26 protein-coding genes, 2 tRNA genes and 1 riboswitch are annotated in these 25,596 nt (G+C 36.4%); of the genes, 12 read left to right on the forward strand and 16 right to left on the reverse strand.

Going from position 1 to position 25,596, the window contains the following annotated elements; genetic code table 11:
* Positions 1-2: 2 nt before the first annotated feature.
* Both F5ESL0261_RS00550 and F5ESL0261_RS00555 read right to left on the reverse strand, forming a co-directional pair.
* Entirely contained in the window at positions 3-497 is a 495-nt protein-coding gene (locus F5ESL0261_RS00550; protein WP_045927368.1) for a PTS sugar transporter subunit IIB, read from the reverse strand.
* Between the two features lie 24 nt (positions 498-521).
* A complete protein-coding gene (locus tag F5ESL0261_RS00555; protein WP_045927369.1) occupies positions 522-935 on the reverse strand; it encodes a PTS sugar transporter subunit IIA in 414 nt (137 codons plus the stop codon).
* A gap of 160 nt (positions 936-1,095) precedes the next feature.
* Here F5ESL0261_RS00555 and deoC point away from each other — a divergent pair, with 160 nt between their 5' ends.
* Both deoC and F5ESL0261_RS00565 read left to right on the forward strand, forming a co-directional pair.
* Entirely contained in the window at positions 1,096-1,803 is a 708-nt protein-coding gene (gene deoC, locus F5ESL0261_RS00560; protein ID WP_045927370.1) for a deoxyribose-phosphate aldolase, read from the forward strand.
* Positions 1,804-1,931: 128 nt separating this feature from the next.
* Positions 1,932-2,651 (forward strand): GntR family transcriptional regulator, encoded by a 720-nt coding sequence (locus tag F5ESL0261_RS00565; protein WP_122051772.1) that lies wholly within the window; start codon positions 1,932-1,934, stop codon positions 2,649-2,651.
* A 55-nt stretch (positions 2,652-2,706) separates the two neighbouring features.
* Here F5ESL0261_RS00565 and F5ESL0261_RS00570 read toward each other — a convergent pair whose 3' ends face one another.
* The 7 genes from F5ESL0261_RS00570 to F5ESL0261_RS00600 all read right to left on the reverse strand — a co-directional run bounded on the left by F5ESL0261_RS00570 (position 2,707) and on the right by F5ESL0261_RS00600 (position 8,601).
* Positions 2,707-3,441 (reverse strand): DUF4097 family beta strand repeat-containing protein, encoded by a 735-nt coding sequence (locus F5ESL0261_RS00570; RefSeq protein ID WP_122051773.1) that lies wholly within the window; start codon positions 3,439-3,441, stop codon positions 2,707-2,709.
* A gap of 205 nt (positions 3,442-3,646) precedes the next feature.
* Positions 3,647-4,537: a DUF4097 family beta strand repeat-containing protein gene (locus tag F5ESL0261_RS00575; protein ID WP_122051774.1), complete on the reverse strand. Its 891-nt coding sequence runs from the start codon at positions 4,535-4,537 to the stop codon at positions 3,647-3,649.
* Between the two features lie 87 nt (positions 4,538-4,624).
* Positions 4,625-5,434: a DUF4097 family beta strand repeat-containing protein gene (locus tag F5ESL0261_RS00580; protein WP_122051775.1), complete on the reverse strand. Its 810-nt coding sequence runs from the start codon at positions 5,432-5,434 to the stop codon at positions 4,625-4,627.
* A 2-nt stretch (positions 5,435-5,436) separates the two neighbouring features.
* On the reverse strand, positions 5,437-6,081 hold the full coding sequence (locus F5ESL0261_RS00585) for a DUF1700 domain-containing protein (RefSeq protein ID WP_122051776.1): 645 nt from the start codon (positions 6,079-6,081) through the stop codon (positions 5,437-5,439).
* Positions 6,065-6,388 carry a PadR family transcriptional regulator gene (locus tag F5ESL0261_RS00590; protein ID WP_122051777.1) on the reverse strand — a complete coding sequence of 108 codons (324 nt, stop codon included), beginning with the start codon at positions 6,386-6,388 and terminating at the stop codon, positions 6,065-6,067. Before F5ESL0261_RS00590 ends, F5ESL0261_RS00585 begins: the two co-directional genes overlap by 17 nt.
* A gap of 154 nt (positions 6,389-6,542) precedes the next feature.
* Positions 6,543-7,628 (reverse strand): DUF4097 family beta strand repeat-containing protein, encoded by a 1,086-nt coding sequence (locus F5ESL0261_RS00595; protein ID WP_158595173.1) that lies wholly within the window; start codon positions 7,626-7,628, stop codon positions 6,543-6,545.
* A gap of 94 nt (positions 7,629-7,722) precedes the next feature.
* Positions 7,723-8,601 (reverse strand): alpha/beta hydrolase, encoded by an 879-nt coding sequence (locus F5ESL0261_RS00600; RefSeq protein WP_122051779.1) that lies wholly within the window; start codon positions 8,599-8,601, stop codon positions 7,723-7,725.
* 143 nt (positions 8,602-8,744) lie between these two features.
* Between F5ESL0261_RS00600 and F5ESL0261_RS00605 the strand changes: the two genes are divergently transcribed.
* Entirely contained in the window at positions 8,745-9,254 is a 510-nt protein-coding gene (locus tag F5ESL0261_RS00605; protein WP_122051780.1) for a zeta toxin family protein, read from the forward strand.
* Positions 9,255-9,327: 73 nt separating this feature from the next.
* Here F5ESL0261_RS00605 and F5ESL0261_RS00610 read toward each other — a convergent pair.
* Together F5ESL0261_RS00610 and F5ESL0261_RS00615 are read right to left on the reverse strand one after the other, a co-directional pair.
* Positions 9,328-9,403 (reverse strand) — tRNA-Lys (locus F5ESL0261_RS00610).
* A 359-nt stretch (positions 9,404-9,762) separates the two neighbouring features.
* A tRNA-Lys gene (locus F5ESL0261_RS00615) sits at positions 9,763-9,835 on the reverse strand.
* Between the two features lie 140 nt (positions 9,836-9,975).
* Between F5ESL0261_RS00615 and yycF the strand changes: the two genes are divergently transcribed.
* The 8 genes from yycF (at position 9,976) to F5ESL0261_RS00655 (ending at position 19,601) form a co-directional block, all read left to right on the forward strand.
* Positions 9,976-10,692: a response regulator YycF gene (gene yycF, locus F5ESL0261_RS00620; RefSeq protein ID WP_045927377.1), complete on the forward strand. Its 717-nt coding sequence runs from the start codon at positions 9,976-9,978 to the stop codon at positions 10,690-10,692.
* 61 nt (positions 10,693-10,753) lie between these two features.
* On the forward strand, positions 10,754-12,607 hold the full coding sequence (gene walK / locus F5ESL0261_RS00625) for a cell wall metabolism sensor histidine kinase WalK (RefSeq protein WP_122051781.1): 1,854 nt from the start codon (positions 10,754-10,756) through the stop codon (positions 12,605-12,607).
* On the forward strand, positions 12,597-13,931 hold the full coding sequence (locus F5ESL0261_RS00630) for a hypothetical protein (protein ID WP_122051782.1): 1,335 nt from the start codon (positions 12,597-12,599) through the stop codon (positions 13,929-13,931). The genes walK and F5ESL0261_RS00630 overlap by 11 nt, the downstream gene beginning before the upstream one ends.
* Position 13,932: 1 nt before the next feature.
* The gene (locus tag F5ESL0261_RS00635) at positions 13,933-14,760 is read left to right on the forward strand and encodes a two-component system regulatory protein YycI (RefSeq protein ID WP_122051783.1); all 828 of its coding nucleotides are present in this window, start codon (positions 13,933-13,935) and stop codon (positions 14,758-14,760) included.
* 14 nt (positions 14,761-14,774) lie between these two features.
* On the forward strand, positions 14,775-15,572 hold the full coding sequence (locus F5ESL0261_RS00640) for an MBL fold metallo-hydrolase (RefSeq protein WP_122051784.1): 798 nt from the start codon (positions 14,775-14,777) through the stop codon (positions 15,570-15,572).
* Positions 15,573-15,638: 66 nt separating this feature from the next.
* Positions 15,639-16,844, forward strand: coding sequence for a S1C family serine protease (locus F5ESL0261_RS00645; RefSeq protein WP_122051785.1), 1,206 nt, complete (start codon positions 15,639-15,641; stop codon positions 16,842-16,844).
* Between the two features lie 491 nt (positions 16,845-17,335).
* Complete coding sequence (rlmH, locus tag F5ESL0261_RS00650) at positions 17,336-17,815, forward strand: 23S rRNA (pseudouridine(1915)-N(3))-methyltransferase RlmH (RefSeq protein WP_122051786.1); 480 nt, start codon at positions 17,336-17,338, stop codon at positions 17,813-17,815.
* A gap of 370 nt (positions 17,816-18,185) precedes the next feature.
* On the forward strand, positions 18,186-19,601 hold the full coding sequence (locus F5ESL0261_RS00655) for a sucrose-6-phosphate hydrolase (RefSeq protein WP_122051787.1): 1,416 nt from the start codon (positions 18,186-18,188) through the stop codon (positions 19,599-19,601).
* Positions 19,602-19,640: 39 nt separating this feature from the next.
* On the opposite strand, the gene F5ESL0261_RS00660 is transcribed toward F5ESL0261_RS00655, so the two are convergent.
* A complete protein-coding gene (locus F5ESL0261_RS00660) occupies positions 19,641-20,294 on the reverse strand; it encodes an energy-coupling factor transporter transmembrane protein EcfT (protein WP_122051788.1) in 654 nt (217 codons plus the stop codon).
* Between the two features lie 9 nt (positions 20,295-20,303).
* Positions 20,304-21,662 (reverse strand): ATP-binding cassette domain-containing protein, encoded by a 1,359-nt coding sequence (locus tag F5ESL0261_RS00665; RefSeq protein ID WP_122051789.1) that lies wholly within the window; start codon positions 21,660-21,662, stop codon positions 20,304-20,306.
* Positions 21,663-21,702: 40 nt separating this feature from the next.
* A riboswitch (TPP riboswitch) is annotated at positions 21,703-21,793 on the reverse strand.
* 141 nt (positions 21,794-21,934) lie between these two features.
* Here F5ESL0261_RS00665 and F5ESL0261_RS00670 point away from each other — a divergent pair.
* Positions 21,935-22,873 (forward strand): AraC family transcriptional regulator, encoded by a 939-nt coding sequence (locus F5ESL0261_RS00670; protein ID WP_122051790.1) that lies wholly within the window; start codon positions 21,935-21,937, stop codon positions 22,871-22,873.
* Between the two features lie 35 nt (positions 22,874-22,908).
* Here F5ESL0261_RS00670 and htpX read toward each other — a convergent pair whose 3' ends face one another.
* The 3 genes from htpX to F5ESL0261_RS00685 form a co-directional block, all read right to left on the reverse strand.
* Positions 22,909-23,805 carry a zinc metalloprotease HtpX gene (gene htpX, locus F5ESL0261_RS00675; RefSeq protein ID WP_122051791.1) on the reverse strand — a complete coding sequence of 299 codons (897 nt, stop codon included), beginning with the start codon at positions 23,803-23,805 and terminating at the stop codon, positions 22,909-22,911.
* A gap of 17 nt (positions 23,806-23,822) precedes the next feature.
* Entirely contained in the window at positions 23,823-24,383 is a 561-nt protein-coding gene (locus tag F5ESL0261_RS00680; protein WP_045927388.1) for a LemA family protein, read from the reverse strand.
* 107 nt (positions 24,384-24,490) lie between these two features.
* The gene (locus tag F5ESL0261_RS00685; protein ID WP_122051792.1) at positions 24,491-25,591 is read right to left on the reverse strand and encodes an SLC13 family permease; all 1,101 of its coding nucleotides are present in this window, start codon (positions 25,589-25,591) and stop codon (positions 24,491-24,493) included.
* Positions 25,592-25,596 lie beyond the last annotated feature (5 nt).

Genomic DNA, 25,596 nt, shown 5'->3' on the forward strand with positions numbered 1-25,596 from the left:
AATTAGGACATAGAATCATATTTCTTTTTCATGGTTGACCAAGGCTTAATTTCATCATCAGGTAATAGCTGAAATTGAATATCAATGCCATGTTTAGCAATATCTTCAAAAGCGTTATAGTCATCCTGATCAATGGCTACAGTCCGTCCGAGCACCTTAGTTCCTGGACGGGTATTCATCGGGCCAACATTTAATACTTTGCCAAAATCAATTCCCATGTCTGCCATTTGTGCAAAAGTCTTGGGAGAGTCACTGATTAAGAAGAATTTCTTCTTAGACTCAATTCCTTTTTTAATTTTGTCGCCAGCTTCAGCAACCGTATAAATACCAACTTTTAAATCGTTAGCAGCAGCTTTTAAGACCTTGCGGCGTAACTTGTCATGGGCAATATTATCACCGACAACTAAAATGCCGTCCACAGGACGTGCTTTTGTCCAACGGGTCATAGTTTGGCCGTGGATTACCCGATCATCAATTCTTACTACTGAAATACTCATTATTAATACACCTTTCTTATTTTTTTAAAATTCAATATCGTCATCATCATCTTGCTGGTCTTGAGCAACTTCAATACCATTGGTTCCTGCCTGTAGAACTGTCTGTACGGCTTCATCAAGCGTTGTATTGTCAGATAACTGAGGGACAAGTTCTAAAAGCATTGGTAGGTTCAGACCACTGACTACCCGGGTTTTTTCTGTATGAGCCAAGTAGTACTTATAGGACTCATTGTATGGAGTTCCACCTTTTAAATCTGCCAGAATTAAGACTGGTTCTGTCTCACCGTCAAGCAGCTCTTGTAGACGGTCGCAATATGAACCAATTCCTTTTTCATCTAATTCAAGTGTCATGATATGGTCTGATTTGCCGGCAATAAATTCAAAGCCAGAAGCGATGCCTTGTGCTAAATGTCCGTGTGAAGTTAATAATATTTTCACTAAAATCACTCCTTTTGTAAATACATATTAATTTACAACACAATTATATGTAATCGCTTTATATAAGTCAAACACTATTTTTAAATAAAAAGTAAGCGGTTGACATTATAACTTTCTGTGGTTAAAATCAGTTTATGTAAATACAAAAAGGAGAATAACAATGAAATATACAATAGATGACTTTGCACGACTAATTGATCATACTAACTTACATGCGGATGCGACTGAAGAAGACATGAAAAAGTTATGCGATGAAGCTAAAAAATATCATTTCAAGATGGTAGCAATTAATGAGGTTCAATCTGAATTTTGTGCCCAGCAACTAAAGGGGACAGATATTGATACAGGAGCAGCAATTAGTTTTCCTTTGGGACAAACTACAATAACTTGTAAATTGGCAGAAACTAAAGATGCGTTACAAAACGGTGCCAATGAAATCGATTATGTTGTTAATTTAACGCAAGTGCGGGTTCATAATTGGTCTTATATTGAAGATGAAATGACTCAAATGGTTAAACTTTGCCATGATCACGATGTGCCATGTAAGGTCATTTTTGAAACCTGCTACTTGACTAAAGCTGAAATTAAACAGCTGGCCTTGATTGCTAAAAAGGTGAAACCAGATTTTGTCAAAACTTCAACTGGCTTTGGCACCGCTGGCGCAAAAGTAGAAGATGTAAAACTGATGAAAGAAAATGTTGGTTCGAATGTTAAAGTCAAAGCTGCAGGTGGAATTCGCAATACCGATGATTTTTTAGCAATGATTGCAGCCGGAGCAGAACGGATAGGCACGAGCTCTGGTGTAAAAATCATTGAAACTCTTAAACAGCGGTTTGAAAAAGACGGCATTAACTCAATTGAAATTTAAGTGTAAATAAAAAATAGTGTCAAAAAAGCCGGTGTAAGTAGGGATTATTTAGCTCTTTACACCGGTTTTTTGCATGGTATAGTATTCTTATAATGGTATATTTAACAAGATGAAAGTGGTGGAACTAATTGGTAAAAAAAGAACTCCCTAAATATCAAGTAATTGCCAACGATCTTTTGAATAAAATTCAAACTGGCATTTATGCGCAAAATACAATTATTCCTCCAGAAACTGAATTAGCGGATAAATATCAGGTAAGTCGACCAACAATGAGGCAAGCGATCTCATTGCTGGTCAATCAAGGTTATTTAGAGCGGCGTCGTAAAAGGGGCACCTTGGTTAAAAAAGTTAAAATCGAGCAGGAATTTACCCATTTGATTGAAAGCTATAGCGCAGAAATGAGTGCCAAAGGCATCTACCCTAAAACCAATCTGCTTTATTTTGATGAAGAAAAAGCTACACCCGAAGTATGCAAAAATTTACAGCTGCCTGAGAAAGCACCAGTTTTTAAATTAGTGCGGCTGCGCTATGCTAATGATCAACCGATTGTTTTAGTTACAACTTATGTGCCTAAACAGAGGATACCTGAGTTGATTAATTATAATTTTGCCCAAGATTCTTTATACAGCACACTTGAAAAATACCATTTAAAAGTCACCCGGGTAATTAGAAAATTGGAAGTAATGGAAGCTGAGGAAACTACCGCCAACTTATTAAACATTGCAGTCCATAAGCCGGTGTTCTACTTTCACACTCAAGGACTGACAAGGGATGAACGGCCAATTGAATATTCGATTGCCAAATATCGGGGAGATATTAACTCATTTATAATTGATGTTCAGCGCTAATTTTATATATAAAAAAAGTCTTACTTTGCCTGTGCAAGTCGAAGTAAGACTTCTTTTATTGAATTTTAATTGAGCCAACCGAACTGATAGCAGTTAATTGGTTGGCACTGCCTTCATGCTTGTAAAAATGCTTGCCCATTCTACTGCCGTGAAAGTAGATCGAGCCTAAAGTGGCGAATAAATCGTAATCTGTCTTATGCTCTTCATCATCTATCATTTTTAGTGAACCAGCGGCTAGTTTAAAGTGGTTTTTCCCTTGCAAGCTTGTGACCCTGATAGTTCCGGCAGCCAAATTTGCATGGGAATTCATCTTACAGTGATTGATGGATAAACTGCCAGCATCTAGCACCATTTCGGCTTTATTTTGGATCGTGACGTCCTGTAATTTTAAGGAACCGGCATTTGCTCTGACTTCAAGTTGCTGCATGTTAAGTCCAGTTAGATCAATGCTGCCAGCAAAATTATTTAGCTGGACTTCATTGAGTTCTGCAGCTTGTGGTACTGTAATTGTTATTTTAGGTTTAATTCTGCTAATATAAACTTTTTTGTGAAATTGAGGCTTTCGTTCACGAATAAAAAGGGTTTGCTCTGCCACACGAATTTTTATTCGATTAGGATTAATGTCATGAGTTGATATATGAAAACCAGCGCCCACTTGAATAGTGACACTAGCGGTGGATATTTCGGCACCTATGTTAATAAAATTTTCTAAATCAATTTCTTGCGATTCTACTTTTTCATCATGAGCTTCAAATTCTTTGTCGAAGTCTCCGTCAATATATATTTTCATGATTAAGCTGTCTCTTATCTTTTTAACATGAATTTAATTTTTTCTTTATCTTATGATATCACGCTAGCTTAAGTGAAGCAATAAAAAAATAAAGTATTAGATTTAGTCAGCTAAAATAACCATTTAAAAAGACTAGGATTAATTTTAAAAATCAATCCCAGTCTTTTGCTTTATGTGGGTTAATCAGTTGCAAGATGTATAGAAGTTAATTTATGAGAATGTCACCATCACCACAAGAAACTTTGAGTAGAGGCGCATCCCTTAATTTTCTAGCAAAATGTCTGTGATAGTTATTACCGTGAAATATAAGCTCATCCTCTGAAGAAGTTGCCAACTGGTAACTGATCTTAGGCGGTCTGCTCATTTGGAAATCTCCTTCACTCAAATTAAAGGAGCTGTCAGCCATTAACTTGGAATCATTGACTCTGACATCACCGTCACCCAAAGTTGCCTTAATTTTAAATTGACTATTTGTAACAGTTAAATCACCATCACTCAAGTTTAAGATACCACTGGTTAAAGTTGAATTAGTAATTTTTAAGTCACCGTCAGCAAGGTCAAAATTGGCTTTGTGAGTTGTCATATTTTCAGCGCTAACATTACCATCTTCAAGCTGTAAATTGAGGTCAGCAACAGCTAAGTCGGCTAAATGAATATTACCTTCAGAAGATGATCCAGTTATTTCCTTTAGCGAGTCTGCTTCTGGAACAGTGACAATTATTTTATAAGTCCCGTCTTCATATGCGTTATCATCAGATATGGTCAGTTGGTCGTCTTCAACTTTAGCACTGATCTTTTTTACATTAGGACCGCTAACTTTAACTTGGAAGTTGTCTCCTTTAGCAATTTGGATGTTGGGTTCTTCAGCGTCAATATTAATTTTAGAGAACTTGCCTACGTTGAAAGTACGGGATTTTGCTGGTACATGATGTGAGTATGCGTGAGTTTGATTACGATTAAAAAAGTTTTCAATATTGGTTGTTATGCCTGAATGGATATTATTGATATCTTCTCTGCCACCGTTAGTTTCACCAATACCAAGCAAAATTATACCGATAGTAATGATGGCAACACTGATTAGGTAAAACTTTTTCATTTTGATTCTCCTTGTTTTAGATAAGTTTTTAATTTTAAAATGGGTATTACTAACCAAGAAAACATCTAAGTAAAGTTTACTTGCCCACTAATCAATTAGAATATCGCCATCCATACTAGTAACTTTTAATACGGGTTTATTTTTAACTTTTTTTGCAAAATGATTGGAATGGTAAGAACCTTTAAAAATGATTTTATCATCCGAGTGATTTGTCAATACATAGTTGATCTTAGGGGCGTTTGACATTGAAAAGTCACCGTCATTCAATATAATTGAGCTGTTATTTAGTATTTGAGAGTCGCTAATCTTAACATCGCCATCATTTAGTTTTAGTGAACTACGTGAAAAAGTCGACTGGTTTACTTTGAGGTCACCGTCATTTGAATTTAGGTCAAGGCTTTTCGCAGTAAGCTTATTAATCAAAACGTCGCCATCTTCTATTGTCAAATTGATGCGGGGAACGTTTAAACTATTGATATAAAAATCACCCTCTTCACAAAAACCAGTTATCTTTTTTATGGCGCTTTTAGCAGGAACATAAACATCAACGCTATAATAACCATCGTTATAATCATGTTCAGGCTGATCCGAAATAGTGAGCATATTATGATCAACTTTAGTTTTTATTTTTTTGATGTCTGCACCGTGCCCCCCTCTAACAATCACTTTAAACTTGTTAATATCCTTAAGTGAAATTCGGATATCAGGTCTGTAACAGGCTAACTTAATATTGTCGAACTTGTTCACGTAAAAAGTTTTGCTTTCATTATAATGAGCGTGTTTACCATTATAATCATGTGACGGGTTATCATTTAATCTAAATACGACTAGTAGGATCAGCCCAATAAGTAATAGCAGTCCAAAGATTAGCCCACAAATTTTATAAAACTTTTTCATTTTTATTTTTCCTTATCTGTATTTTTTCCGGTATTAGTTTGAAAATAATTTTTCTTTAAAATATTTTTACCAAGGTTACGCATAAACTGGGTACACTTGGCAATTAAAATTTTGCCTAATTTGATAATGAATGGGAGTAATAAAAGAATAATGCCAATGCAAATTAAGGATTTACCCAAGTAAAGACAGCCGACTGGCCAGTTGTGAGTGAATAGCAGGGTTAATGACTTAAGAAAGTTTAAGCCACCACCGACAAAGAATTTAAACAAAAAGGCTATTATAGTAAAAAATAAGCCAAAGAAAACTGCGAGTATAAAGAAGAGCACGAATAAAATTGCTAAAACGAGTGGGATGCCAATTGGAGCAGCACAAATTCCTAATAAAATGTACCAGCTGGCCTTTAAGTTTGACTTCGGAGTCTCCTTTCTTGGAGAAACAGAATCATCTTTGCTTGAATAATCGGCTAAAATATTGATTGCTAATTGTTTGGGCGTTCCTAGTTCAGCTTCGATGGTAGAACGTCTGATGAAGTCACCGTCCAATAAAAATTCGTGGTAAAATTCGACAACATCTTCGCGATCTTTTTCAGGCAAATCATCTAAGTTTTGTTCTAGTTCGGAAATATAATCATCAATTACTTTGGTCATTTTGCCCTCCTAATACTTGATTAACTCTTGCACTAAAATCTTGCCATTCATCTTGAATTGTATTTAGCAACTTTATCCCTTCGTCAGTAATATGATAATAGCGCCGGTTGCGTCCCTGATAAGGCTCATCATAAGTTGTTAAGCAGTTATTCTTTTTTAATCTGCGTAAAACAGGATAGATAGTTGACTCGGAGATAGAAAAAATCTTTTGCACATTTTGTGTCAAAGCGTAGCCATACAGATCATCTTGTTTTAGAAAAGCTAAAACCGCACCATCTAGCAAACGAGTTGGTATTTGGATTGCCATGCTTTGCCTCCCCTAATATTATATGATATATAATATTTTAATTTAGGTTTAGGAAATTAGCAAGTACTGAACCTAAATTTTCCATAAATAATACAAAAAATAAGACCCCCGAAATTGTCTTAATCTCGGGGGTCACATCAGCTGCGTCCTACTTTTATTTAATGATTATATCTCCATCCCTTAAGGTTGCTATTAACGAGTCACTTTGCATACTTTGACTGTTAAAACTATTGCCAATACTGGAATTACGATAAATAATGTCGCCACCGTTTACTTTAAGCTGCACACTGATGTCATGGGCAAGTTGACCTAACTTCAAATCGCCATTCGTACTCTTAACAATATTTTGATCGGTTAGCTGGCTTTTCCTGATCAGAACATCTCCATCCTGTGCTTGTAAACTGATGTTAGCATGGCATTGGTTAATTTCTATATCTCCATCATCTGTTTGGGTAATTATTTGCTTAAGGATGCTGCGTTTAAAACTGCCGTCTCCGTTTTGAACTTTACTGGATAACTGAGCAATTATTGACTGAGTAATGAAATAGTCCGCGTTTCTGCCGGAAAAATTTAACTCATCTGAGACCTGAACGTTATTGATGTATATGTCACCATTATGAAGGTTAAGTACGATGTTTTTAAGTTTTAGATTTTGCAACATGATGTCACCATTGTGACTTTGTCCGCTAATTTTAGTTAAAGAATCTAATTTAGGAACAGTGATTTCCACGCGACTGACAGCGGTGAGCCTGTTGAACATGATTACACCGTTTTTTTGCTCGATAGGAGTCTCTTTAACAACCAACGTTTGCTTGACTAAATTAGTTTCTATGGGTCTGCTACTGTAATCTGCTACGGTTATTTGAAATTGACTGCCTTGATGAATAATTACGTCTGTAGTCTTAACTGCCAATTTTACTTGATTGAAGTTTTCAAGGGCAATGGTACGCTTTCTGCGAGGATATCTTTTGACACGCAAGCCATTAAAGTAATTATCACTGGCATGGGGGTCATTAGCAGAGGCAGTAACTGCTGTTAAAAATTTAACATAATCCTGCTTGATTTCTTTTGCCAGGTCATCTGGCGTACCTAGTTCTTTAACTATTTCTTCTTTTGTTTGAAAATCACCGTCCAGCAGAAAATCACGGTAGAAAGCGAGCGTATATTTTTGCTCTAATTTAGATAAAGATGTTAAATTCAGAGCCAATTTTGAGATGAAGTTTTCAATTAGTGGAGTCATCATTCTTCTCCTGTCACTATAAAATATCCTTTTTCTTTTTATTATACGCTATAATTTATGAAAAAAATATTAAAATAATTTATAGAATTAATAGTTAATTAGCCCACAGAAACTGACCGATAATCTGATCTACTTTGGAATTATCGTGCAACTTACTGTGTTGTCCACCTGCACCTTTAATTTCAATTTCATGGTAATTTACTTTGCCACGCAACAAATATCGTAAAGACTGGGCTGAAACGCAACTGACGTCATCATCAGAATTGGTACCATTTTCTTTATTGCCAAAAATATTCAACACTGATACATTGTTTGGAAAGTTATGACGATGCGTTAAAAAATACTGATAGGATTGGGTCATATATTTTGGTTTCCCATTTTTAAGCAGATAATTGTGATTGGGCTTCTCATCTAAACCAATAATACCATTAAATGGCGCACCAAGATTGACCTGCTTTTTTAATCGAGGCAAATTGCGATCCTGTCCGTATTTTAACTGATAAGAGAGAGTCATGATATTTCCCATAGAATGAGCTACGGTATTATATTGCTTAATATGGTATTTTTGTTTTAAACATATTATCAAGTTGTGAAACCACTCTCGCGTTGTGTAATAGTTGCTGTTTTTATTATCTTGCAAAATTACTTGAATAAGCGGTCTTTTAGTTTTGCGGGGCCAATTTCCCTGTAATTCAACATTACCTGCAGGAGAAATTTTAGCTGTTAATACCTTGTGTGCATCATTATGCTGTTCTGCATATGCAATCATTCCTGCACTCGAGCGAGCACCAGCACCATAGCCATGCAAATAAATGGTAGGCGTAGCTTTAAAATGAGCTTTTTTCGTATTGCCAGAATTGACTTCTTCCGTATCCGTATGCGAACTTTTTTGTTCATAAGTGTGAAACAGGACAATTGTAACTAAGAGCAAGCCTAAAATGCTGCTTACTCCTATTAACCATTTTTTCTTCATTAATATTGCCTACTTTGATAATTTAATGTATTAATTATATCTTATGTGCATTATTCTAATATTAAAAATATAAAAGCTTAATAATATAATTTAAATAGTAACGTTAATTCTTTAGTCACCGGTATTGAAAGGAAAAATATTCAATGACACCAATTTTTATTTTAATTAGAGGAAATTCTGGCAGTGGCAAAACTGTCCTAGCCAATTGTTTACAAAATCATTTCGGCTACCAAAGATGTTTGCTTTTACATGAAGATTTATTGCGCCTTGATATTTTGCATGTTAAGGAAAAGGAGACGGCACCAACTGCCAGTCTAATAGAATTAATGATTGAATGGGGCAAGCAATACTACCCTATAATTATATTGGAAGGGATACTGCCCAAAAGGATTTATGGCACAACTTTAACTAAAATAATTCATGAATTTAGTGCAGGAGCATTCGTTTATTACTTAGATATTTCTTTTGCGCAAACCGTAAAAAATAATGAAGAAAAAGAAAGTCCTTTTCCGCTTGAGACTCTCGAAAAATGGTGGCTTGAACAAGATACACTTGGCGAAAAAGAGCGCAAGCTGACAAGTGCCACTGTCAAAGAACTGGCAGAACAAGTTCTAACGGATATTGCAGATTATGAAAACAAAAAAGGGGACTAGAAAGTCTCCTTCAAACTGAATTTTTTAAAAGCAATAAAAAAAGCACCGACTACTTGCAGTGCTATTTTTATTATGGTGGGTGGCCAGGGGCTCGAACCCTGGACCCACGGATTAAGAGTCCGTTGCTCTGCCAACTGAGCTAGCCACCCGTCACCATTTCTGTTGACAGTTAATTATGATAACAATTAATTCGGCTTTTGACAAGGCTTTTGTATAAAAAAGTATAAAGAATTCTGCTTAACATTTGCTTAGGGCAGAATTTGTAGTTATAAAGCTATAGTTTGTTGCTTTTATTTGTTAATTTCATGAGGTTTTGCAAAAGTAAAGTGAGTAGATAAAATACTGTTGAATCAATGCTTTTGCTGAAAAAGTGCTGGATTAATTGTTTAAAACAATAACAAATACAATAGAATTGACAAATAAAACTGATCTGATATTATATAAAGGTTTAATATTTTTTGAAAACAAAAAAGGTAGCAACCAAGTGATTACTACCTTTAATTATCAATGGGTGGCCAGGGGTTCGAACCCTGGACCCACGGATTAAGAGTCCGTTGCTCTGCCAGCTGAGCTAGCCACCCATAAGCGTTATTACAAATAACCAACGGAGACTATTATGCTATTATTTTCACTGAAATGCAAGTTTTTTTATTAAATTTTGGTGACTTTTTTGGCTAATAAACTAAAAACCAGTATAATGATCACAAAAGGGGGCTTTTCGATGTCAAAGAGAATTCTCGTTGTTGATGATGAAAAACCAATTTCTGATATTATTAAATTTAATTTGACAAAAGAAGGGTTTGACGTCGACACTGCGTATGATGGCGAAGAGGCTATCAAGAAAGTTGACGAATATAATCCTGACTTAATGATTTTAGACTTGATGCTACCCAAAAAAGACGGTTTAGATGTAGCACGTGAAGTAAGACAAACTCATGATATGCCTATCATCATGGTGACAGCAAAAGACACTGAAATTGATAAAGTTTTAGGTCTGGAAATGGGCGCAGACGATTATGTGACTAAGCCTTTTTCTAACCGTGAATTGGTAGCGCGGGTGAAGGCTAATTTGCGTCGGCGCAATATCGTCAAAAAAGATGAAAGTGCTAGTGATGGCAGTTCCACGAAAAATATTACCATTGGCAATCTAGTTATTATGCCAGACGCTTATATTGTTGAAAAAGAAGGCAAAAAGATTGAGCTGACTCACCGTGAATTTGAGTTGCTCTATTATTTAGCACAGCATATGGATCAGGTAATGACCAGGGAGCATCTTTTACAGACTGTTTGGGGCTATGACTACTTTGGTGATGTCCGGACAGTCGATGTTACTGTACACCGTTTGCGTGAAAAAATTGAAGATAATCCAATCCAGCCGCAGATTTTAGTAACTCGGCGTGGTGTTGGCTATTACGTAAAACAGCCTAATGAAGACTAGCAAAGAAAGCCCCGCAATGTTTAGCAAGCGCGGCTTTCTTTTTATTTAATTTTGTAAAATTATGAAAAAAATCAAGAATAAGTTTAAACATTTAACTATTTCTATTAATACTACTTTAGCCATCGTGTTTATGGCCATGATCATTGCCACAATTGAGGTTATTGGTGCTTATTTTACCCGCCAATTAGAGCAAAACAGTATTGAAAATTTTCAATCTTCAATTCAGGTTTTGCCCATTGTATCAAACCAATTGTCAACACAATTACTAAAAGACAATAAGCATACTGACAGTAATTTAAACAGGATTGTCAATGATTATAGCAATGGTATTGGCACAATTAGTGAAATTATTGTTGTAGACAATAAGGATATCATTCGTGCGGTTTCAAATTTAAATGATAAAAACCGAATTGGTCAGCGAGTCAATAATACGCTGGTAAAGCAGGTAACTTCCACTGGCAGGCAGGCAACTAAAGTAGTTAATAATCACGGCGATTATATGGTGCAGGTTACCCCTTTGAATGCAGGCAACGGTTCCGCTAATACTGTTGGTGCGATTTATGTGCGCGCGTCGATGCAGGGAGTTTTCAATGACTTGCGTAATATTTCACTGATGTTCTTAGTTACTTCTTTAATTGCGGCGGTAATGGGTGCCATTTTATCGCTAGTTGTTTCCCATGCGATTACTAAACCGATTGAGGAAATGCAAAAGCAGGCTCTTAGTATTGCTGACGGTGACTATTCAAGCCAAGTAAAGATCTATTCAAATGATGAGTTGGGTCAATTGGGGCAGGCTTTTAACACATTATCTGTCAGAATTGAACGCTCACAAGAAGAATCTGAAAGTGAGCAGCGCAGACTGGACAGCGTCTTGTCCCATATGAGTGATGGCGTTCTTGCTACTGACAGGCACGGTAATGTTAACGTTGTTAACCAGATGACGCTCAACTTTTTGAATCAAACAGAAGATAAAATTATTAATAAGCCAATTGCTCAAGTTCTAGGTCTGAAAGAATCTTCGCAGGATTTAATTGGCAGCCAAAAGGGAATTGTGATTACAATCGGTCAGGGAACACGCGACGAAGTCATTTTACATGCCAGCTTTTCTCTTATTAAAAGGGTGACAGGTTTTGTTTCCGGTAGTGTTTGTGTTTTGCACGATATTACTGAACAACAGAAAAATGAAAATTCACAAAAGCAGTTTGTTTCTAATGTCTCTCATGAGTTGCGTACCCCGCTTACTAGTCTGCATGCATACATTGAAACTTTAAATGAAGGGGCCTGGAAAGATCCCAATGTTGCTCCTAAATTTTTACAGGTAACGCAAGAAGAAACCGAGCGCATGATCCGAATGATTAGTGAACTTCTCAGCTTGTCACGCATGGACAGAGGAGTTTCTAAAGTTGATGTGGAATGGGTTAACTTTAATGACTTTGTAGCTCATATTCTTGATCGCTTTGACATGATTGTCAAAACGGATAAAAAAGAAAACAAAAAATATACTATTAAGCGTGAGTTGGGCACACAGGCATTGTGGGTAGAAATCGATACTGATAAGTTTGCTCAAGTAATTGATAATATTATGAATAATGCAATTAAGTATTCGCCTAATGGCGGGACAATCACAGTTAAACTTCATTCTGAACAAAAGCGGATTGTTCTCAGTATTGCTGATCAAGGTTTAGGCATTCCACGTGAAGATCTGACTAAAATCTTTGATCGCTTTTACCGTGTTGACAAAGCTCGTTCTCGGGCTCAAGGCGGCACCGGTCTGGGTCTTGCGATTGCTAAAGAGATTGTGGAGGAACATCACGGTCATATTTGGGCCAATAGTAGTGAAGGCAACGGCTCTATTTTTTATATTGCACTGCCTTATGAACCAATGAGCGAAGGGGATGATTGGGATGAAGTCTAAATTTAAGCTCGGCGATGCGCTGCTTTTACTGGGAACAGTGGCTGTTTTCGTTCTCTCGATCGTTCTCTGGATTTTTATCATGACTAATGACCAGTACTTTAATCATATTAATCAAACGGGCAGAGTAACTGAACAAACAAAAAACAGGCGTGACCGCATTGTTTCCAACCTTTACATTCCTACTAACTCATACGGATTTAGAAATGGTCAGCTATATCGTTTATATGATGCTAAAAAGAATTTGCCACTGGAATTTGTCAAAGAAGTGAAAGGGGTAAAATACCGCAGTATTAATAAAATCAGTACCGGTAAAACGCAGTATGAAAAAATGCTGCATGATGAAAATTGTATTCAGTTAAGCTTTCCTAAAGAAGTTAGCATCAATCTGTTTACTAGAAAAAACGTAAAAAAGGATGATGTGCAATTTCGACGCGTTTTTGTGTCAGACAGCAATAATTACCTTTATCTCGGGAATGATAAGACTTATACGGTTTACCGCGTTCGTTTAATTAAAGGCAACTTTTCTAAACTACGCAATTATGCCAGCAGAGCTCAAGGAAGAGTTCCAGTGGAGTTCGTACGTCTCAAAAATTGTTATGAGGTATTCTTTACTAAACAAGACCATTGGAAAATATACAGCTACCTTACTAATACCCAAACTGATTCATATTTTGTCTCTCGGCTGCTTGGTACTACTAACGTGACAACCCGCTCTAATAAAAAAGGCTGGACTACGTACTCGCTTAATTACTATACCAATTTACGAGCTCCTAAGGCTAAAACTGAACGACATGATTTTCACTATACTCGGTATGAGAAGCGTAAAGGCATATCCCTTAATGATCAGCTTTTAGAGAGCGTAGATTTTGTTCATAAACTAGGTTTAAGCGAGCAGGATTTGCGTTACTTTGATACTGTGAATGATTCTATAAGCTATATTAACTATATTGAAGGCATACCAGTCTTTTGGGATGAAAGCAGTCCACAGGTTGCAACCACTTTCACTGAAGATGCAGTAAAAGTTGATTTTAACAATACAGATTTGCAAATACCAATACCTTTTGATGGTCAGACGAAAACTTTGCCAACAAGCGCAGCAGTAATGCAAAAATTAATAAATGCCGGTATGAGAAAAGATGAAATTCAACGTATAATAGTGGCTTTTAAGGTTGAAAAGGATAATTCACACGACCACTTAGTTAATCTGGTACCAGGATATTATGTTAAAGCATATGATGAGTGGAAGAGTTTAGCTGAATGGGAGAAAATAGATTTTCTGGCCCTGAATAAATATAGGCAGACATTAACGGAAGAAGGGAAATAAGATGGACCGTAAAAGAATAGAATGGTTATTTTTCGTCATTTTCTTGTTAATCGATATTTATTTAGGAATTGAAATTTGGCGTTCGCCTATTAGTTTGAGCAATACTTCCGGTTCCACTGCAACAAGCATTCGTGCCGAGATGCGAGCTGACGGAATTGACGTGCCCCTGCATATTTCACATAAACAACAATCCGGTTATTATTTAGCTGTTAAAAAGCGTGATTATCTTTCTGGTAAAAGCAGTAGTCTTACACAAGTTACAACACATTATTCTAAAAGTGACAATTCTTTGACTGGGACGCCTAAGTCTATGATTTTACTTAGTGGCAACCGTAAAAATAATATGCAGCAGCTGGAAGATTTTAAAAACGATCCTAAAAATGTACCCTATGGTAAAACTTTTAAGTTTGAACCCAGCATGTCTGGTGACAATACATATTGCTATGTGCAAAATACCGATTATGGTCGCATTTACGACAGTGATGCTCAATTAACAATTAATGTGCGCAATGATCAAATTATTAACTATACTATTTCCTATATGGGCCCTATTAAAGCAGTTCGTGAACCGCAATTAATTATTAGTGCTTGGCACGCTGTTAAGGCAATGTATACTGACAGGGAAATTGCCAACAATTCACGGGTAATGCGAGTTAGTTTAGGCTATTCTAAATTAACAGATGTTCGCGGCAGTACGATTTTGCTGCCTACATGGCTGATTCAAGTTGAGAATAAGACGACTAAGAACATCACTGTTAAAAGAGTTAATGCATTTACAGCACAAATCTTGCAAGGCAGCTCATATAATGTTAATGTACAGAAAAATTAGGAAGGGATAATGCGGTGCAGGTTTCTGTTTTAGCCAGTGGTTCAACTGGTAACACCAGCTTAATTGAAACTGGTCAGCATAAAATTTTAATGGATGCAGGTTTATCAGGTAAAAAAATCAAGACCCTGTTAGGTGAAGTTGGCGTTGACATTAAAGACATTGACATGGTCTTTTTAAGTCATGATCATTCAGATCACAGTAAAGGACTAGGGGTTTTAATGCGCCGTTACCCTAGAATTGCGGCTTTTGCCAACAGTGGCACTTGGGAATATTTAACTGAAACACAAAAAATTGGGCAAATACCGGTTGAACAAATTAATATTATTGAGCCGGGGCAAACCAAGACTTTTGGCGATTTGGATGTGACAGCATTTGCGACTAGCCACGATGCAGCACAGCCTCAATATTACGTTTTTACCAGTGGTGGCAAGAGAATTGCTTTTTTGACAGATACCGGCTATGTCTCTCGTAAGGTAAAAAGCGTGATTGAAGATGCGGATGCCTATCTCATGGAGTTTAATTATGATGATATGATGTTGCGCAATGGTCCATATTCTTGGAGCTTAAAGCAGCGCATTTTGTCAGATGTCGGACATTTATCAAATGATGATGCCGGGCAGGCTTTGCTCGATGTGGTGACAAGTAAAACCGAACACATTTTTTTAGCACATAGAAGTCAGCATAATAATACGGCAAAATTGGCTTATAATGCTGCTAAAAAAATAATGGTTGATGGGGATGCTAATTTGCCCAGTGATGTTAAAATTGTTCTGACCGATCCGATCCAGCCAACTAATTTAGTACAAATTTAAGGAAACTTTTTATCTTTTTTCAAGTTTTGTTAGTATAGTAAAAAGATATGCAAAGGAGATTAAATAATGAATAATCAAAACTCTGGTCATCAGCAACATGGCATTATGAAAACTGCTATTGTTGGTGTTGTAGCCGGACTAATTGGTGGAGGAGCTTCATATGTAGCCTTAGATCAAATTAATAACGCTAATATGAATAACACTGCTCAAACGACTATTAGCTCCAGTAGCGCGAAAACTTCCAGAAACAGTGCTAAAACCAGTGGCACAATGACACCAGCTTATAACGACGTTAAAGGTGCCGTGGTTTCAGTTATTAATATGAAACGGCAATCAAGCAGCAGTAACTCTATTTTCGATATTTTTGGCGATGACGATAATGATAATAAGGGTAAGGGAAAACTACAGACATATAGTGAAGGTTCTGGAGTAATTTACCAGAGATCTGGTAATAAAGGCTATATTGTAACTAACAATCACGTTGTTTCGGGCAGCGATAAAGTGCAAGTCATGCTGTCTAATGGCAAAACTGTTAATGCACGTATTGTGGGTACGGATGCAACAACAGATTTAGCTGTTCTTTCAATTGATAGCAGCTATGTAACTCAAACGGCTGAATTTGGTGACTCTAAGAGTTTACAGGCAGGACAAACAGTTATTGCAGTCGGTTCGCCACTTGGCAGCGAATACGCTTCAACGGTTACTCAAGGGATAATATCAGCACCAGCACGTAGTATTACAACTTCTTCTGCTAATCAGCAGACGGTTATTCAAACTGATGCTGCTATTAACCCGGGTAATTCGGGTGGTGCGTTAGTCAATTCTGCAGGGCAAGTAATTGGTATTAACTCAATGAAACTTTCTCAATCAAGTGACGGCACATCAGTTGAAGGTATGGGCTTTGCCATTCCATCAAATGAAGTGGTAACCATAGTTAATCAGCTGGTTAAAAAGGGCAAGATTGTTCGCCCGCAATTAGGAGTTAAAGTGATTGCTTTGCAAGGCATACCTTATAGCAACAGAAAGCAACTTAACATTAAGTCTAATCTGAAAAATGGTATTTATGTCGCTTCGGTTTCCAAGCATAGTGCTGCGTCTGCGGCCGGAATTAAGACTGGTGATGTAATTATCAAAGTTGACAACAAATCTGTATCAGATGTTGCTTCGTTACACAGCATTTTGTATAATCACAAAGTCGGAGATACCATTAATTTAACCATTAATCGTAACGGCAAAGATATTAATTTACGCGTAAAATTACAATCCGATTAAACAAAGAATATTCTAGAATTAAGTAATAAAAAGGCTATACTATGCGATTTGAAACATAAGTATAGCTTTTTTCTTAACATTGTTGTTGAGAAACATAAAAAAGTTCGCGAATAATTATTGTCAAGCAAAAAACATGCTAGCATATTTTGTTGGCAACTGTGGATAACTTTGTGGATTGTGCATAAAATGCGCAAAAGCGGTTGGGATAAATTGTGGACAACCTGTGAATTGTGTGTAAATAATAGTGAAAATTAATTAGCTCAAACAGTTGTTCAAGGCTCAATAACAGTATTTGAGGGCAAAAAGTTTGTGAAAATCAACTATGAAAAATATTTATGTGGGTAAATCAGTGATGATAAATATAAAAAATTTGGCAAAACACAATTTGTTCGCTTACTAAAGGTAAAAACCACAAAATGTGGTTTTGAACTTTACACAGCTGTGGAAAAAGCAAGTGGAAACTTTGGGAATTGGGGGATAAAATAGCAATTATGAATATTAAAATTATTTGTGTGGGTAAGTTAAAAGAAAAATACTTTAAAGATGCAATCGCTGAATATCAAAAAAGGCTGAGCCGTTTTGCCAAGGTACAAGTAATTGAAGTACCTGATGAAAAGGCACCGGAAAAGTTTAGTCAAGCAGAACAGGATAATGTCAAAGAAATAGAAGGGCAAAGGATCTTAAATAAAATTAAAGATAAGGAATACGTTTTTGTAACTGCAATTAAGGGTAAACAGCGCAGTAGTGAAGAGTTTGCTCGTGAACTAAAGGATTTGGCAACTTATGGGCATTCTGATTTAACTTTTGTAATTGGTGGCAGCTTAGGTACTAGTCCAGCAGTAAACCAGCGTGCCAATGATCTGCTGAGTTTTGGCAAGTTGACTTTGCCACATCAGTTAATGCGGGTCGTTTTAATTGAACAAATTTATCGCGGCTTTATGATTAATAGTGGCAGTCCGTATCATAAGTAGACCAAATTGTCTTAATGCTGTATTTTAATCATTACGCAGGTCTAATTTTTAAAATTATATTTAAGATGGAATTTTAGCATGAAAAAAATTGGAATCCGCTAGGTTACCGAAGAAGCACAAGTTTTAACGGCTACGGCTTCACAATTTTGGTAAAAGATGGTCAAGAATTGCAGCAGTTGACCCACAGGCATAGATGGATTTAAAAGCTATTTAAGCAGCTGGTAAGCAAACTGCTGTCATGGTATTATTCCCTGAATATAAAAATGGCTTTGCCATCAAGAACAAGGATACAGAAGTAAATCACGGCTATTTAATTTTGCAATTAAACAAGTAAGCGAACTAAAATTTATCAAATAAGGAAGAAACAAAAATGCGAGTTCCAGCAAAAATTACTAATGAGCGTTATCGTCTTAATTATCACGTTTCAACGCCTTTCGGATGGATGAATGATCCTAATGGCTTTTCGTATTATCAAGGCTACTATCATATTTTTTACCAGTATTATCCCTATTCATCTGAAAGAGGACCGATGCATTGGGGACATTATCGTAGTCAAGACCTGATTCACTGGGAAGAACTGCCAATTGCGTTGACACCAGACAGCCCTGAAGATGACAATGGCTGTTATTCTGGCAGTGCGATTGCAAAAGATGGTCGTTTATATCTGATCTATACTGGTAATCATTATTATGATGTGAATGATCACAGTCATTTTTGCCAAACGCAAAATGTTGCATATAGTGATGATGGTATTCATTTTACAAAATACAGTGGTAATCCAGTGATTGCCGTACCACCGGCTGATAACTCACAGCACTTTCGTGATCCGAAAGTCTGGCAACACGGGGATTCATATTATATTATTGTTGGCAGTCAAGATAAGGCAGGTTTGGGTCGTGCAATTACTTATAAGTCAACCGATTTATTGCACTGGGAATATTTAGGACCAATTGCAGTTTCTCAGGGAAGAGATAATGAAGGATATACCTGGGAGTGTCCGGATCTTTTTTCACTTAATGGGCAAGATGTTCTGTTGTGTTCACCACAGGGGATTGCAGCAAAGAGTAAAAAGTATCTTAATCTTTATCAAACGGGATATTTCATCGGCAAGATGGATTATCACAAAAACCAGTTTGAACACGGAGCGTTTCAAGAACTTGATCATGGTCATGACTTTTACGCAGCGCAAACCATGTTAACACCTGATAACCGGCGCATTGTTTTTGGCTGGCTTGATATGTGGCACGCTGACTTTCCTGAACAGGCTGATGGCTGGTGTGGTGCCTTAACCTTGCCCAGAGAAGTGACTTTAAAGAATAATCAGCTATATATGAAGCCAGTTGAAGAATTAAAACAGTTGCGGCAAGAAAAAGTAATTGATGAAAAGTTGATGACTTCGTTAAAGCAGATTAATGTTTCCGATTCGCAGCATTTGGAATTGCTTTTGACAGCTGAAACTGAAAATTGGTCTGGCAGTGAGATTAATTTTGTACTCAAAAATGAGCAGGAAAATTTGGTAACACTAAGTTGGAACAAAAGGAATAACGAAGTAGTTTTAACTCGAGCTGATAAGCCGGCAGATGATTCTCAACGTTATGGCAGATTGAGACCAAAGCCCAATTTGAAAATTCAGGTATTTATTGATACCAGTTCAATTGAATTTTTCTTAAATGACGGTGAGCTGGTATTTTCAGAACGGTATTATACTTCTGAAAAACCTCAGATTTTCGTCAATGCAGATCAGTCAGTCAAAATAAATGTCACAGGCTATACTATGGCAAAATAAATTAGGCTAAAGAAAAAGTGGACCTGCAGGTCCACTTTTTTATTTTAATGTAAATAATGCCAGGTTAACTAAAAACAGGATAACAATCGACTTAAGCCAGTCACTTTTTTGAACGGGCACAGGCACGATAACTGACCGCTGGGCGTTCTCACGGTAGCCGTGAGAAGCCATGCCCTGTGCTAAATTTTCTGCCGAATTAAGCGCAACAAGAATAGCTTTAAAATATAAAACAGGTGACCAAAAGCTTAAATAAACGCCCCTCATCATGCCGGCAGTGCGTATTTGTTTAACTGCTTCCTTCATTCTGGGAACGATATTAAGAGCTGCTAAAACTCCATAGGCAAACTTACTGGGTAAATGAAAATTCTGCTCAAAAGAACGTGCTAATTCCGTGGCAGTAGTTCCTATTGATACACAGTAGATAGTCAACGTATAGACGTAAATACGACTGGATAAACTCAGTGCATTTTGCAAATTAGGCTGAGGTGCAAACCAATATAAAGTAGCAAAAACCGTAAATGCAGCAATTAAGGGCATTAATAACGTTAAAAGCAGGTTCTTCAATTTGATGTGTTTGTAGATTAGATAAATTATGGAAAAAAAGATGATTAAAAGATTGGTTAACAAGCTTGATTTAAGAGATATTTCTATCGAAATAATTAGTGCTAGAAAAAATTTAAAACTGGGATTCATGATTACACCTCATTTATTCACATAGGTTAAATGCTGGTCTTTAAAGATGAGATGATAGTCACACCAATCTGCCAGATTCCTTAGTTCATGACTAATAATTAAAAGCGTTTGACTGCGTGCTTTCTGACTTTCTTTTAATAAAGCCATTACTTTGTTAGCGGAGTCCGCATCTAACCCATTAAGGGGCTCATCAATTAGCAATACATCCTGATCAGAGATCAACATTAGTAAAATTTGCAGTTTCTTTTGTTGCCCGCCAGATAATGAATAAACCACGTGATCGAGCAGTGAATCAAGCTTAAGGGTGGCTAAAGCCTCATTTATCCTATCATCAGTGAAATAATTATTGGTTCGTTGCTTTTTGCTTAAATTGATTTCATCCGCAACGGAAACATTGATAAACTGATCGGTCGCATTTTGAAAAATTTGCCCTACTTTAAGGAGATACCTGCGAGCTGATAATTTACTAATTTCCTGCTTGTGATAAGTTAAACTGCCTGCATATGGGATCATTTTGGTCAGTGCGTTAAAAAGTGACGTTTTGCCAACCCCGTTTGCCCCAGTAATAAGAGTAGTTTTACCAGAAAAAATGTTTAGGTGTTCCTGCTGTAAAAGCAAACGATTTTGTGTAATCTCTGTATTTTTGAGTTTAAAACAAATTTCTTTGTTTTCTTCAGGTAAGGCAAAATTATAAGAAACGGATTCCGTATTTTTTTGTAGCAGTTTTTCTTTTTCACTAGCAGAAAGTTGCACCAAATCTTTACCTTGAAATTGAAACAGATTATCACAATGGCCTTCATAGTCAGTTAATACGTGATCACTTAAAATAATTGTTTTCCCTTGATCACGCAGGTAAGCTAATTTAGCAATTAAGAATTTGCGAGCAGCTGGATCACAGCTGGCAAAGGGTTCATCAAGTAAAAAAAGATCGACATTCATCGCAACAAGTACAGCTAAAGCAACTCTTTGCTGCTCGCCGCCAGACATTGTATTAATTTTTTGATCAAGCAAATAATCAATCTGTGTGAACTGAACAGCTTCATTCAAGCGTTTTGTATATTGAGTTTTATTAAGACACAGATTTTCTAGTGCAAAAATAATTTCTTCACGTGGCGTTGTCATCGTAAACTGTTCACTGGCATTTTGAAACATCATAGCTGATTTTAATCCGCCTAAATCTAGGGTACCGGTTAATTGGCCCGCAAATTCGGGATATAAATTCGCTAAAATTTTTAATAAAGTAGATTTACCACAGCCGGTTGGACCAACTAATAGTGAAAGTTCTCCAGTGGGAATAGTGAGATTAATATTTGATAAAATTTTGTTTTGCTTATCGTATGAAAAATTCAGGTTGTTTAATTTAATCAATTTAGTTACCAAAAAAAATCGTCAGGACAATGCCTGACGATGTAAAATCTTTCGTTTTCCCTTCGCTGGCATTATCCATAGCAGGTTCGACGGGTCTGTTCTCAGCCTTTGCGGCACCCCGATGTTAAATTCATTATACATAAAAGAAAAATTGATGTCTACATTTACTAGTATTCTCTCCTTAATTTAAATAACAAAATTCTATTAGTAAGATGAAAATTTGCTATATAATAAATCTATATATTCTAAAATTTGAATAAGAAGGTGAAATAATGGCAGCAGTTAAACTTGAACAATATTTAGCCAGTATTTTGGATTCAACTAAGTCCGACACTAATGAAGTAAAAATCAAACCAAAAAATATTAATTTTGATTTATTTAGAGTATTTTTGGAAAATCGCAATACTGGAGTTCATCGCTACCAAACTACAGCTTCAACTATTTTATATGAAGCTCGGGGATCGGTAAAAGCCAGAATTAATAATCAGAATTTTTTGCTTAAGGCTGGCAATATCGTTTTTTTACAGAGAAAAAGTAATTATGAAATATTGCAGCAGGGCGAAAATGATATATTAGTTAAGTTGGAATTCAACCGTAATTTTAAGATGCTGGATTTTCTGGGAAACTATTCTGTCATGGATTCACGTGAAAAAAAGGTCTTTAAGGCAATTACTGACGCTTATAATCAAAAACGCTTATTATTTTTGAATAGTACAGCACTGTCTATATCTGCAAACGCACTAAAAAAAGTAATTGATGAATATCTTAATCAGGATCTTTACACCCGTCAGGTAATTTTAGCAGAGTTAAACTTGTTATTAATTGCTGCAGTTAGAAATCAAGATTTAGCGACAGCACCTGTGACCAACCATCAATTTGTTCAAACTGATTTAGAAAATTATATTGATGCGCACTTTACTGACATAACACTTAATGACACTGCTAAACATTTTGGCTTTAATCCTAATTACTTTTCAAGTTTGGTTAAACAAAAAACTGGTAAAAGTTTCGTCGAACATGTTGATGAAAGGCGTATGCAAGAGGCGCGAAATTTGCTTGCCCGACCAGATATTTCCGTAAAAGAAATAATTGCACGGGTAGGTTACAGTGGCAAGTCCTTCTTTTATAAAAAATTTAGTGAATATTATCATGAAACGCCAGTCCAAATGCGGGCCGAATTATTTAGACAGGCAAACATCAACTTAAAATAAAAAGCAACCTTGACTAAAAAGGTTGCTTTATTTTATTACATTTTTTCTAAGCGGCTAATCCTGTCAGCTGTTGGCGGGTGACTGTCAAATAAGTGAGCAAAACTGCGCTTTTTACGTACAGGATCTTCAATATACATGCCGGCACTGCTAGGGTCGGCTTTTTTCATGGGCTCGGAACCGTCAATCTTTTCTAAAGCAGAAATCAGTCCTTGCGGGTTGCGAGTTAATTCTACTGAAGAGGCATCAGCCAGATATTCCCGATTTCGCGATAATGCCATTTGCGCTAAACTGGCACAAATAGGACCCAGAATTAACACAAATACAATAGCCACGATCTTAAAAATGACAACAATAGTACCACCATTGTCGTTATCGCTGTCGCGATCATCGTCAATCCACCAAATATAGCGACTGGCAATACCTGACAAATAAGAAATGACACCAACTAATACTGCGGCAATAGTAGAAACTAAAATATCATAGTTTCTAATGTGAGAAATCTCATGACCTAAAACGCCTTCCAGTTCTTCGCGGTTCATCATGTCAAGTAAGCCCTGAGTAACTGCCACAGCAGAATGGTTGGGATCACGTCCGGTTGCAAAAGCATTAGGACTAGGATCATCAATAATAAAAACTCGCGGCATTGGCACCCGACCGACCAGTGCCATATCTTGTACAACGTGCCACAGTTCAGGATTATCTTGCTCTTGGACTTCTTGAGCATGATTAAGACTCATAACCATATTGGCCGGGTTAGGCAGGACAATTAGCATGTAAATCAAGCTAAAAACCACAGCAATAATTAATCCTAAAACAGGCCGGTTGCCAAAAAGATAACCAAGTCCTGCCCCTACAAGTGCCAAAATAATGATAAATAATCCCATAATCCCAACGGTTTTACGTTTATTGCTGGCAATTTGTTGAAATAACATAAAAGTTGACCTGGTATTTAAAACTTAACTTTAGGTACTTCTTTTTCAGATTCACTGGTTTGTAAGTAGTCAACTTTCTTAAAGCCGTGAATGTGAGCAACAATATTAGACGGGAAAGTTAACAGCTTTTGGTCGTAAAGTGCAGCAGAAGAATTGTAAAGTTGTCTTGAATAGGCAATTTTGTTTTCAGTGTTAGTCAATTCTTCTTGCAGTTTCAAGAAGTTTTGGTTGGCTTTAAGGTCCGGATAGTTTTCTGATAAGGCAAAAATTGATTTAAGGGCATCAGAAATTTGATTAGAAACCTTTAAGGTTTGGGCGTGATCATCGCTGGGAATATTTGTTAACTGATTACGCAATTGTACAACATTTTCCAATGTTTCTTTTTCGTGTTTGGCATAGCCCTTAGTTGTTTCGACTAAGTTAGGAATCAAGTCGTTACGCCGCTTTAGTTGTACATCAATCTGACTCCAAGATTCATCGGTGTATACTTTGGCTTTTTGTAAACTGTTGTAAACTGTAATATAAAGTGCAATTAATAAAACAACAATAATTACAATTACCCAAGTTAAACTGTTCATAGTATTCCTCCTTATATGTATCTCTTAATTATAACTGATTAAGGACCTTTTGAATATAAAAAAGAAGCTTATACTATCTTTCATTAGCAAAGCTTTACTATTGTGTCTTAAATTAATAAAAGTCCCCAGCCCACAATGGTTAAAACAATCAGACCGATGAACTGCATTACTGACCATTTTTTGAAGAATTCTCCTCTTGAAACGGTGGCATTTTGAGTAAAAGTTTTTAAGACCAGCATATTGGCCATTGAACCGATAGGAGAGCCAAAGCCGCCAATGTTAGAACCTAAAAATAACGCTTCAGCATAAGGAGTAAACTTACCGACTAAAATAGTCGCAGGCACATTGCTGATAATCTGACTGGAGATAATCGAAGTGAAGTAAGTTGAGCTTTCCGAATTAATCATCGTATGTATGATGCTGACAATCAGCGGGATCTGTTGAATATCACTAATGAAGATGAAGAAACAGGTAAAGGTTAATAGCAGAGCAAAATCTACTTTAAGCAAAATTCTGGGATTGATTAATAAGGCTAAGATAATTGCAACAATCATCGGAATTACCACATTAATGACCTTAAATACACCTAAGAAAAATAATGCAAATACTGCCGTAGTAATGATTGTAGGTCTTAAACTGATATTGATCTGTTTAATATCTTGTCTGGGAATTTTTTTACGAGGGATAAAGTAAAAAATAATAAACGTAATGACTAAAGCCATTAATAAATAGGGCAAAGACCAGGAGAAAAACTGCAGGGCATTAACAGAATATTTACTGACCAAAAAGATATTATGGGGATTACCCCAAGGAGTAAAAGCAGCCCCAATATTTGCACCCATACCAATTAAAGTGACAGGTAAAATTTGTGGCAAGTTACATCTTTTGGCAATATTTAAATACAGGGGAATCAATGTAAGCGCTGTTATGTCATTGCCAAGAAACATCCCAGCAATAATCGCTAGAAGCGTAAACAAGATGTTTAATTTCTGCATATTGTCGGCAATACTGGTCAGTTTATACGCCAACACGTCCAGAACGTGCAAGTAAGCGTATATTTGAATAATGATTAGCATCGCGGCGACTGAAAAAATCGTATGTAAGTTGATATCCTCAAGCCGCGGTCTAGCAAAAAAAAGACTGATAATCGTTATTACAAAAGTAATCTGCAGGATTTTATCACTAAAAACCTTTTTCAAGACGGTCATAAAAT

The organism is Lactobacillus sp. ESL0261 (assembly GCF_003693025.1).
Lineage (GTDB): Bacteria > Bacillota > Bacilli > Lactobacillales > Lactobacillaceae > Lactobacillus > Lactobacillus kullabergensis.

Bases quoted from the DNA above. Each gene is read 5' to 3' on its own strand.
- F5ESL0261_RS00550 (WP_045927368.1), bottom strand. From the start codon at position 497: ATGAGTATTTCAGTAGTAAGAATTGATGATCGGGTAATCCACGGCCAA.
- deoC (WP_045927370.1), top strand. From the start codon at position 1,096: ATGAAATATACAATAGATGACTTTGCACGACTAATTGATCATACTAAC.
- F5ESL0261_RS00570 (WP_122051773.1), bottom strand. From the start codon at position 3,441: ATGAAAATATATATTGACGGAGACTTCGACAAAGAATTTGAAGCTCAT.
- F5ESL0261_RS00575 (WP_122051774.1), bottom strand. From the start codon at position 4,537: ATGAAAAAGTTTTACCTAATCAGTGTTGCCATCATTACTATCGGTATA.
- F5ESL0261_RS00580 (WP_122051775.1), bottom strand. From the start codon at position 5,434: ATGAAAAAGTTTTATAAAATTTGTGGGCTAATCTTTGGACTGCTATTA.
- F5ESL0261_RS00585 (WP_122051776.1), bottom strand. From the start codon at position 6,081: ATGACCAAAGTAATTGATGATTATATTTCCGAACTAGAACAAAACTTA.
- F5ESL0261_RS00590 (WP_122051777.1), bottom strand. From the start codon at position 6,388: ATGGCAATCCAAATACCAACTCGTTTGCTAGATGGTGCGGTTTTAGCT.
- F5ESL0261_RS00595 (WP_158595173.1), bottom strand. From the start codon at position 7,628: ATGACTCCACTAATTGAAAACTTCATCTCAAAATTGGCTCTGAATTTA.
- F5ESL0261_RS00600 (WP_122051779.1), bottom strand. From the start codon at position 8,601: ATGAAGAAAAAATGGTTAATAGGAGTAAGCAGCATTTTAGGCTTGCTC.
- F5ESL0261_RS00605 (WP_122051780.1), top strand. From the start codon at position 8,745: ATGACACCAATTTTTATTTTAATTAGAGGAAATTCTGGCAGTGGCAAA.
- yycF (WP_045927377.1), top strand. From the start codon at position 9,976: ATGTCAAAGAGAATTCTCGTTGTTGATGATGAAAAACCAATTTCTGAT.
- walK (WP_122051781.1), top strand. From the start codon at position 10,754: ATGAAAAAAATCAAGAATAAGTTTAAACATTTAACTATTTCTATTAAT.
- F5ESL0261_RS00630 (WP_122051782.1), top strand. From the start codon at position 12,597: ATGAAGTCTAAATTTAAGCTCGGCGATGCGCTGCTTTTACTGGGAACA.
- F5ESL0261_RS00635 (WP_122051783.1), top strand. From the start codon at position 13,933: ATGGACCGTAAAAGAATAGAATGGTTATTTTTCGTCATTTTCTTGTTA.
- F5ESL0261_RS00645 (WP_122051785.1), top strand. From the start codon at position 15,639: ATGAATAATCAAAACTCTGGTCATCAGCAACATGGCATTATGAAAACT.
- rlmH (WP_122051786.1), top strand. From the start codon at position 17,336: ATGAATATTAAAATTATTTGTGTGGGTAAGTTAAAAGAAAAATACTTT.
- F5ESL0261_RS00655 (WP_122051787.1), top strand. From the start codon at position 18,186: ATGCGAGTTCCAGCAAAAATTACTAATGAGCGTTATCGTCTTAATTAT.
- F5ESL0261_RS00660 (WP_122051788.1), bottom strand. From the start codon at position 20,294: ATGAATCCCAGTTTTAAATTTTTTCTAGCACTAATTATTTCGATAGAA.
- F5ESL0261_RS00670 (WP_122051790.1), top strand. From the start codon at position 21,935: ATGGCAGCAGTTAAACTTGAACAATATTTAGCCAGTATTTTGGATTCA.
- htpX (WP_122051791.1), bottom strand. From the start codon at position 23,805: ATGTTATTTCAACAAATTGCCAGCAATAAACGTAAAACCGTTGGGATT.
- F5ESL0261_RS00680 (WP_045927388.1), bottom strand. From the start codon at position 24,383: ATGAACAGTTTAACTTGGGTAATTGTAATTATTGTTGTTTTATTAATT.
- F5ESL0261_RS00685 (WP_122051792.1), bottom strand. From the start codon at position 25,591: ATGACCGTCTTGAAAAAGGTTTTTAGTGATAAAATCCTGCAGATTACT.